Genomic DNA, 7592 nt, shown 5'->3' with positions numbered 1-7592 from the left:
GAGTATAGCGGGGTTAAGCCTCTTAGGCGAGAGGGTTAAAATTTTCTAACGAATAATTGAGATCTCTATAAACCCTTTATGTTATTGCCATCCGTGCATTGGACTATGGTAGCTTGATTGTTTTTGCCTATTGGATTTATCGACTTAAGTGACTTTTGTTTTACCGAAAAAAGCGAACAATAGGTACTAACCAATCTTGTTCGATAATGCGTTAAATAAGCGCTGTTTCGGGTGCAAAAACAAGAATCAGAAGCGTAAGAAAACCGAACCTAGACTGGGGTGTACAAAGCGTATTAGGAATGACTATGCTTGTGGAACACGTTTGTCGGCACTGACTCGTTGTTCGCTTAACTTGTAAGATAGCAACAATAAATCGCAAACATTATTTGATCTTAACCTACAGTTTTGGTTAAAAAGTGTAGTAAAATTACGCTAGTTTTGTTTCAAGGTTAGATAGGGCAGCGAGGCCCTACGCCAAAAGTTACTTAAATTTGATGAGGTCATCACTATGTCAGCTAAGAAGCCACTGGCTCTAGTTATCCTTGACGGTTACGGTTACCGTGAAGACACAGCAAGTAACGCAATTGCGAATGCGAAAACACCAGTAATGGATGCTCTGATTGCGAATAACCCACACACTCTAATCTCTGCTTCAGGCATGGATGTTGGCCTTCCTGATGGTCAAATGGGTAACTCAGAAGTTGGTCACACTAACATTGGCGCAGGTCGCGTTGTATACCAAGATCTAACTCGTATCACTAAATCGATCGCTGACGGTGAGTTCGCTGAAACGCCTGCGCTTGTTGAAGCAGTTGATGCTGCTGTTAAAGCAGAGAAAGCGGTACACATCATGGGTCTGATGTCTCCAGGTGGCGTACACTCTCATGAAGACCATATCTACGCAGCGGTTGAAATGGCAGCGGCTCGTGGCGCTGAGAAAATCTACCTACACTGTTTCCTAGACGGTCGTGACACGCCACCACGTAGTGCTGAAAACTCGCTACAACGTTTCCAAGATCTATTCGCGAAACTAGGTAAAGGTCGTGTTGCTTCTCTAGTAGGTCGCTACTACGCTATGGACCGTGACAACAACTGGGATCGCGTTCAAGTGGCTTACGATCTTCTGACTCAAGCGAAAGCTGAGTTTACAGCAGAAACCGCCGTTGCTGGTCTAGAAGCCGCTTACGCTCGTGAAGAGAACGATGAGTTCGTGAAAGCGACAGCAATTAAAGCGGAAGGCGAAGAAGACGCAATCATGCAAGACGGTGATGCGGTTATCTTCATGAACTACCGTGCTGACCGTGCTCGTCAAATCACTCGCGCATTCGTGCCTGACTTTGATGGTTTTGAGCGTGCGGTATTCCCGGCAGTTAACTTCGTTATGTTGACTCAATACGCGGCAGATATCCCTCTAGCAATCGCATTCCCACCAGCGTCTCTAGAAAACACGTACGGTGAGTGGCTGTCTAAGCAAGGTCAAACTCAGCTACGTATCTCTGAAACAGAGAAATACGCACACGTGACTTTCTTCTTCAACGGCGGTGTTGAAAACGAATTTGAAGGCGAAGAGCGCCAGCTTGTTGCTTCTCCAAAAGTAGCCACTTACGACCTTCAGCCAGAAATGAGCTCCCCTGAGCTTACAGAGAAACTGGTTGCGGCGATCAAGTCTGGTAAGTTCGACACTATCATCTGTAACTACCCGAACGCAGATATGGTTGGTCACACTGGCGTTTACGAAGCAGCTGAGAAAGCAATCGAAGCGCTAGATGAAAGTGTTGGCAAAGTAGTTGAAGCAATCAAAGAAGTTGGCGGTCAGCTATTGATCACTGCGGACCACGGTAACGCAGAAATGATGGTTGACCCAGAAACGGGTGGTACTCACACAGCGCACACTAACCTACCGGTTCCTCTTATTTACGTAGGTGATAAAGCGGTTGAGTTCAAAGAAGGCGGCAAACTGTCTGACCTTGCACCAACCATGCTTTCTCTAGCGGGTCTAGATATCCCAGCAGAAATGACGGGTGAAGTGCTAGTTAAATAATTAACTGACAACTCAGAATGACAAAAGCCCGAGTTTAAACTCGGGCTTTTTTGTATCTGGCAACAAGGGCTGGTCTGTAAGGTTATTGAACCAAAATGCCAGCACCAATCACAGCTAGGGCTGCGCCCAACCATGCAAATCGGTTTGGTCGGCGTTTAGTGTAAATCCATAGCAGCGGTAGCAACATAATTGGCGTGGTTGAAGATAGCAGTGCAACCATACCTACATTTCCTTCTTGCAGTGCGTATAAGATCAGCGTCATGCCGACGGCCATCGCCAAGAAACCGTTAAGCGCAGTAATACCAAATACTCGCCAAGTAATGTGTTGTGTCGAGCGAGCGACTTTGACCCCTAGAACTAACAACATGCTGTGGGCGAAAAATGCACTGATCATTCGAATAGCAGAAGCCGCAACGGGGTCAATGCTGGTTTGCATTACTGGCTTGGCGATGATGCCGCCCAATGCTTGGCACATTGCTGCGGTTAAGCCAAGTCCAATGCCCACCCAGATGTTACCTTTAATTTCTTCCAAGACGTTATTCACTTGGCCTCTTCGACCAAAGAATATCGCCATCACTACGCCGCTAAATACCAAGGATGCGCCCAGTAGTTCTATTGTGGTCATGACTTCGCTAAATAAGAAGTAGCCCAAAATGGCCGAGAATACCGCATGGCAGGAAAACAGTAGTCCGGCTTGTCTTGGTCCCATACGATTCAAGCACGCGAACAGAGCGGTATCGCCAATAAAAATACCAATCAGTCCTGAGGCCATCATTGGCGTTACATGTCCCCAAGAAACCGTTAACCAGCCGCCAGTTATCCAGGCCATTGTTGATAAGATCACGGCCGTACAGCCCATGCGCCAGCGGCTGTAAGAAAAAGCGCCTAGGTGTTGTGCAGGAATGACAGAAATAAGGTTAGAAACTGCCCACAGAAAAGCGGCACATAAAGCAAGCCATTCGTAACCCATGATGTGTCGACGTCCTTGTAGATTTGAGGAGTCTTAATATGCACGAAATTTAATGGATGTAAAAGCTGCTCTGTGAGGGCAATAGCTGGCGAACAGCTCCATGACAATAAGCTCTGTCACGGAGCTTTCCGATTAAAACAGCACCAGAACTGCGCCATACACGATAAATAGCCCAATCAAACCAAGAATCAGCCCCACTTTCGCCATGTCTTTGCTCTCGATTAGGCCTGTTGAATAAGCCAAAGAGTTTGGTGGCGTGGAAACCGGTAAGATCATGCCAAGTGATGCGGAGAATGCGACGACAACCAGTAAACCTTGTAGGCCACCAACCGCAATAAGGCTTGGCATGGATGTACCAATAGCGGCAGCAATAGGCATTAATAAGTTTGCCGTTGCGGTATTAGACATAAAGTTCGCCATTAACCAACATACGACCGATAGGGCAAAGACAACGGCAAATGGTGATAGTAAGCTGTAATCAATGGCGTGCGCTAATGCTTCGGCTAAGCCCGTTTTGTCTAAGGCAATACCAATTGCGATACCACCAGCAACCAGCCATAGCACGTCCCAGTTAATCAGCTTGAGTTCTTCTTTTCCCATAATGCCCGTTAACGTGAACACCGCCAGCGGGATAATCGCAACAACGTACGTGTTCATGCCATGCACTTTCGTTGTCATCCAAAGCAAAATGGTTAGTGCAAAAGTGATGTAGACGACGATCGCACGCCAGCTCCTTTTGAATGTACCATCTAGCTTTAGTTTCATTTCTGGTTCGCTAGACGGAAACAGCTTTTGCAACAAGAACCAAGCTACAGTGAGTTGTACCAACACAAAGGGGAGACCCATTGTCATCCACGATAGGAAGTCTATCGCGTTTTCTCCAGTGAGATATTGAAGCGCTATCGCATTAGGTGGCGTGCCTATCGGAGTCGCAATGCCGCCTGTATTCGCGGCAATTGGAATGCACAGCACCAGCGCTTTAATCCCTAAATCCCCTTTAGGTGCTGAAGCGACGATGGGGCCAAGCAGGGCTAGCATCATCACGGTCGTGGCAGTATTGGACATAAACATTGAAAAAACGGCGGTAATTAACATCAAGCCCAGCATGATGAACTTAGGTTGGGTGCCGAATGGTTTTAATAGTACTCGGGCGAGGTTGTTGTCGAGCTCGTATTTGGAAGCCGCAATCGCGAGAGCAAAACCACCCATAAAAAGAATAATGATCGGTGAAGAGAAGGCCGAGAAAATATCGGTGTAAGCAATTAACTCTCCTAAATCATGCCCCGCTGGTGGATTGCGAAATAGATGCAAACCTTTATCCGATATCATGATCAGTTCAAGAGCGATAATAAGAATGGACGTAGCAAAAACGGGAACCGGCTCGAGAACCCAAAGTAGGGCAGCAAGAAGAAAAATAGCCAACAGGCGATGCTGAATTAAAGTGAGATCGTCAATAGGAATAGCATCGATCGGCATCATCAAAACACCGAGCGGAATTAAAAAGCACACCAGCAATTTCGCCAACGTGTTTACACTCATCTTTGGCATTGGCTGCCCCTCTAAATATTCATTCTAAGCGCAGGATAATTGATTGTGGAATGAGGGTCTTAGAGGCAGGTATGAGTTTGAGAAATAGAGGCTAAATATTGAACGGAATTTTGCTTTTTATCAATAAAAAGAGCCCTTGAGAAAGGGCTCTTTTAACGGGGTTTTGCTTATTTTTTCAAGGCGTAAGGTGTGCCCATTACGGTTGGCTTACCGTTTTCCATGCTTGCGTCAAACTCAATCGCGTCTTTGGCAAACAGGTTAATAACAGTAGAACCCAGTTTGAAGCGGCCCATCTCTTCGCCTTTTTTCAAGATCACGGCCTTGTCACCCTCAGCTGGGTAATCCCATTTGTAGACAGTATTGCCACGAGGCGGAGTGATCGTGCCAGCCCATACTTGCTCAATGCTACCTACGATGGTTGCGCCAACAAGCACTTGTGCCATTGGACCAAACTCAGTGTCAAAGATACACACCACACGCTCGTTACGTGCGAATAGATTTGGAACGTTTTCTGCCGTAAGCGGGTTTACCGAGAACAGGTCACCAGGCACGTAAATCATTTGGCGCAGTGTGCCGTCACACGGCATGTGTACACGATGGTAATCGCGCGGAGACAGGTACAGCGTGGCAAAAGATCCATCTTTAAATTCGTTTGCTAAATTCGCGTCACCGCCCAGCAGTTCTTGCGCTGAGAAGTGATGACCTTTTGCTTGGATAAGTTGACCATCTTCAATAGGGCCAAATTGGCTAACACAAGCGTCGGCTGGGTGAGTGATGACGTTTTCGCCTTCAGAAATTGGGCGTGCGCCCTCTTTTAGCTTACGAACGAAAAACTCGTTGAACGTTTTAAAATGCTTAGGATCTGAGTGCTTTGCCTCATCCATATTCACATTGTATTGTTTGATAAACCAACGAATAACTGCTGTTGTTAGACCGCCAGCTTTTGCTGAAGCCAGTTTACCCATTAGGCGAGTGAGGCCGTGTTGTGGGATCCAGTACTGCAGTCCAACTTTAAACTTGTCCATCTTTAATTCCGATACTTCTGTTAGATTCGCGCTTTAGGGCGCGTGATGTTACTGAAATTTAATTTGCTTGTCAGTATTAGGTGAAGACTTTTTACACAGTTACAGTCTTAACTTAATTACAGATCGGCTTTCTTATTGCGTGAATACTGACGGTTTGCTTTGTTTTCAACCATGCTTTCCAAAATGCGATGGTAGTTTTCAAAGCGAGTTTCGTTGATTTCCCCTTTCTCAACAGCTTCACGTAGAAGGCAGCCAGGGTCGTCATTGTGCTTACAATCTCTGAACTTACAACCGCCTAAGTATGGTCGGAATTCAACGAATGCTTTCGTTACTTCTTCTGCTTCCAAATGCCACAGCCCAAATTCACGCACTCCAGGCGAGTCGATCAAGTCGCCACCCGTCGGAATATGATACAAGCGCGCTGCTGTCGTGGTGTGTTGGCCTAAACCAGAGTTCTCGGAAACTTCGCCTTCTTCCACTTCGCTCTCTAGTTCCGGCATTAACGCGTTGACTAAGCTGGATTTTCCTACGCCTGATTGACCAACAAAGATATTAATGCGGTCACGCAGCAGGGTTTCTAGTTCAGCAATGCCTTCTCCCGACTTCTTGCTGACCAGAAGCACTTTATAGCCAATGCGTTCATATTCTTTGAGCCATTCTTCATACATTGCACGATCATCGGCTTCTAGAAGGTCGACTTTGTTTAAGACCAGCAATGGTGCGATATTCAGTGTTTCTGATGCTACTAGATAACGGTCAATAATATTCAGTGATAGCTCGGGCAGTACCGAGGAGACAATGACCATTTGATCTATATTGGCAGCTACGGGCTTTAGGCCATCGTAGTAATCTGGACGAGTGAGCACTGAAGAACGAGGTTCTACCGCTTCAACAACGCCAGAAATGCCAGCCATAGACTCCAAGCCTTCGCGCCATAAAACTCGATCGCCAGATACTAAAGATTCGATACCACGGCGAAGGTTACAGCGTTGAATCTCGCCTGTTTCAAGGTCTTCAATATCCGTGTGCTGGCCAAAACGAGTGATCACGAGACCTTGTTTGCTTGCGCCTAGCATGTTTTCATCCCACTGGATGGACTCTTCTTGCTTTTTTAAACGCTTTTGTTGGTTGCTGCGTACGCGTCGCACTTGACCTTTGGTTAACTTTTTCTTCTTTGCCACAATTCTGTACTTTATGTGAATTTACTCAAATGGTTGAGCCGTGATCTTGGCTCTGAGTGAGTATCGTGTTTCCCGTATTTTGAGGTATAGTACCTCTTTTATCGATAAACAAATAGGCGGCGTAACCATGTCCTTTAGCGATCAAAACCTAATTTGGGTTGATTTAGAGATGACAGGGCTTGATCCTGAAACGCACAAAATCATTGAAATTGCTTCTATTGTCACGGATAGCGAACTAAATATTTTAGCTGAAGGTCCAGTATTAGCGATTCATCAGCCGGAAGAAGAGCTAGCGAAAATGGACGATTGGTGCACCAATACGCATACGGCAAGCGGCTTGGTGGAACGCGTTCGCAACAGTAAAATCTCAGAACAAGATGCGGTCGCACAAACCATTGAATTCTTAGAAAAATGGGTGCCGAAAGGGACGTCGCCAATATGTGGTAACAGCATTGGGCAGGATCGTCGCTTCTTGTACAAACACATGCCGGAATTAGAAGAGTTCTTTCATTACCGATATGTTGACGTCAGCACTCTTAAAGAATTGGCGCGTCGTTGGCAACCTGAAGTATTAAATGGGTTCACAAAACAGGGAACACATTTGGCCTTGGACGACATTCGCGAGTCGATTGCAGAACTTAAGTACTATCGTGGTACTATTTTCAAGATTTAACTGTTAAGGTTGCGATCCAAATTGTTGTAATTTATATCGCTTTTGATTGCTTTTTCATCGTTCAGTAAAAAAATAAAGTTTTTTTGAAGGAAGGACTTGCATCACAAAAAAATGCTCTTATAATTCGCAGCCCTAAACAGCGGAAACGTTGTTG

The 7592-nt window shown here is 45.9% G+C and carries 6 protein-coding genes; 2 read left to right on the top strand and 4 right to left on the bottom strand.

Annotated elements, in window-relative coordinates; all coding sequences use genetic code 11:
* The first annotated feature begins 508 nt into the window (after positions 1 to 508).
* A complete protein-coding gene (gpmM, locus tag CAG69_RS15330; RefSeq protein ID WP_046874648.1) occupies positions 509 to 2041 on the top strand; it encodes a 2,3-bisphosphoglycerate-independent phosphoglycerate mutase in 1533 nt (510 codons plus the stop codon).
* A gap of 82 nt (positions 2042 to 2123) precedes the next feature.
* Here the strand turns inward: gpmM and CAG69_RS15325 are convergent, their stop codons facing one another.
* The 4 genes from CAG69_RS15325 to rsgA form a co-directional block, all read right to left on the bottom strand.
* Positions 2124 to 3011 carry a DMT family transporter gene (locus CAG69_RS15325; protein ID WP_161444954.1) on the bottom strand — a complete coding sequence of 296 codons (888 nt, stop codon included), beginning with the start codon at positions 3009 to 3011 and terminating at the stop codon, positions 2124 to 2126.
* 132 nt (positions 3012 to 3143) lie between these two features.
* The gene (locus CAG69_RS15320) at positions 3144 to 4559 is read right to left on the bottom strand and encodes an SLC13 family permease (protein WP_161444952.1); all 1416 of its coding nucleotides are present in this window, start codon (positions 4557 to 4559) and stop codon (positions 3144 to 3146) included.
* Between the two features lie 167 nt (positions 4560 to 4726).
* Positions 4727 to 5584, bottom strand: coding sequence for an archaetidylserine decarboxylase (gene asd, locus CAG69_RS15315; protein WP_161444950.1), 858 nt, complete (start codon positions 5582 to 5584; stop codon positions 4727 to 4729).
* A gap of 116 nt (positions 5585 to 5700) precedes the next feature.
* On the bottom strand, positions 5701 to 6765 hold the full coding sequence (gene rsgA, locus CAG69_RS15310; protein WP_161444948.1) for a small ribosomal subunit biogenesis GTPase RsgA: 1065 nt from the start codon (positions 6763 to 6765) through the stop codon (positions 5701 to 5703).
* A 127-nt stretch (positions 6766 to 6892) separates the two neighbouring features.
* Here rsgA and orn point away from each other — a divergent pair, with 127 nt between their 5' ends.
* The gene (orn, locus tag CAG69_RS15305) at positions 6893 to 7438 is read left to right on the top strand and encodes an oligoribonuclease (RefSeq protein WP_150918207.1); all 546 of its coding nucleotides are present in this window, start codon (positions 6893 to 6895) and stop codon (positions 7436 to 7438) included.
* Positions 7439 to 7592: the final 154 nt, after the last annotated feature.

Origin of the sequence: Vibrio sp. V43_P6S15P86 (assembly GCF_009904725.1) — a bacterium.
GTDB lineage: Bacteria > Pseudomonadota > Gammaproteobacteria > Enterobacterales > Vibrionaceae > Vibrio > Vibrio diabolicus.
This window is presented reverse-complemented; position numbering and strand designations above follow the sequence as displayed.

What these genes read in the sequence shown, in the direction of transcription:
- orn (WP_150918207.1), top strand. Translation starts at nt 6,893, where the DNA reads ATGTCCTTTAGCGATCAAAACCTAATTTGGGTTGATTTAGAGATGACA.
- asd (WP_161444950.1), bottom strand. Translation starts at nt 5,584, where the DNA reads ATGGACAAGTTTAAAGTTGGACTGCAGTACTGGATCCCACAACACGGC.
- gpmM (WP_046874648.1), top strand. Translation starts at nt 509, where the DNA reads ATGTCAGCTAAGAAGCCACTGGCTCTAGTTATCCTTGACGGTTACGGT.
- CAG69_RS15320 (WP_161444952.1), bottom strand. Translation starts at nt 4,559, where the DNA reads ATGCCAAAGATGAGTGTAAACACGTTGGCGAAATTGCTGGTGTGCTTT.
- CAG69_RS15325 (WP_161444954.1), bottom strand. Translation starts at nt 3,011, where the DNA reads ATGGGTTACGAATGGCTTGCTTTATGTGCCGCTTTTCTGTGGGCAGTT.